We start from the raw sequence: 886 nt of genomic DNA on the forward strand, positions 1-886 counted from the left end.
GGGTGTCGGCCGATATCGACGCCCGGGTCGACCGGCTGGCGGGGTTGCAGCGGATCGGGATCGACGAGATCTCCTTCCGGCGCGGTCAGAACTACCTGACCGCGGTGGTCGATCACGACACCCGCCGGCTGGTCTGGCTGGGCGAAGGCCGCACCACAGCGACGCTGGAAGCCTTCTTCGACGAGCTGGGACCCGAACGCGCGAGGCTGATCACCGAGGTGACCGCGGACGCCGCCTCCTACATCGCCACCGTGATCGCCCGCCGGGCGCCGCAGGCGGTGCGATGCGCGGACCCGTTCCACGTCGTGGCCTGGGCCACCCACGAACTGGACCTGGTGCGGCGGCGGATCTGGAAAACCGCCCGCAACGCCCCCGGCGGACGCATCCGCCCTCGCGAGGACCGGTCTGCGCAATCGGCCGGGGACGCTCGCAGGCTGGCACGGTCCCGATATGCGTTGTGGAAGAACCCCGAGGACCTCACCGGCCGGCAGAAAGCCAAACTGGACTGGATCGCCCATACCGCCCCCGAGCTGCACCGCGCCTACTTGCTCAAAGAAGGTCTCCGCTCGGTGTTCGCCGTCGGCGGCGAGGACGGCGTCGACGGGCTCGCACGGTGGCTGGCCTGGGCGCAGCGTTGCCGGATCCCCGAATTTGTGCGGTTGGGCCGCAAAGTCCGCCGTCAGCTTGGCCCGGTCCACGCCAGCCTCCGCCGAGGCCTGTCCAACGCCATCCTCGAAGCCACCAACACCAAAATCCGGCTCCTCACCCGGATCGCGTTCGGGTTCCGCACACCCGAATCCCTCATGGCACTGGCCATGCTCTCCCTGGGCGGCCACCGACCCGAACTACCAGGCCGATGACCACCCACACATCAATACGAAGAGCC

The 886-nt window shown here is 69.1% G+C and carries 1 protein-coding gene; it reads left to right on the forward strand.

Annotation, left to right across the window (positions count from 1 at the left end):
• Positions 1 to 860: ISL3 family transposase (locus tag QQ657_RS56480; RefSeq protein WP_284750746.1), on the forward strand; the 860-nt coding region annotated here is incomplete at its 5' end.
• Positions 861 to 886: the final 26 nt, after the last annotated feature.

The sequence above is a fragment of the Amycolatopsis ponsaeliensis genome, from assembly GCF_030182635.1.
Taxonomy (GTDB): Bacteria; Actinomycetota; Actinomycetes; order Mycobacteriales; family Pseudonocardiaceae; genus Amycolatopsis; species Amycolatopsis ponsaeliensis.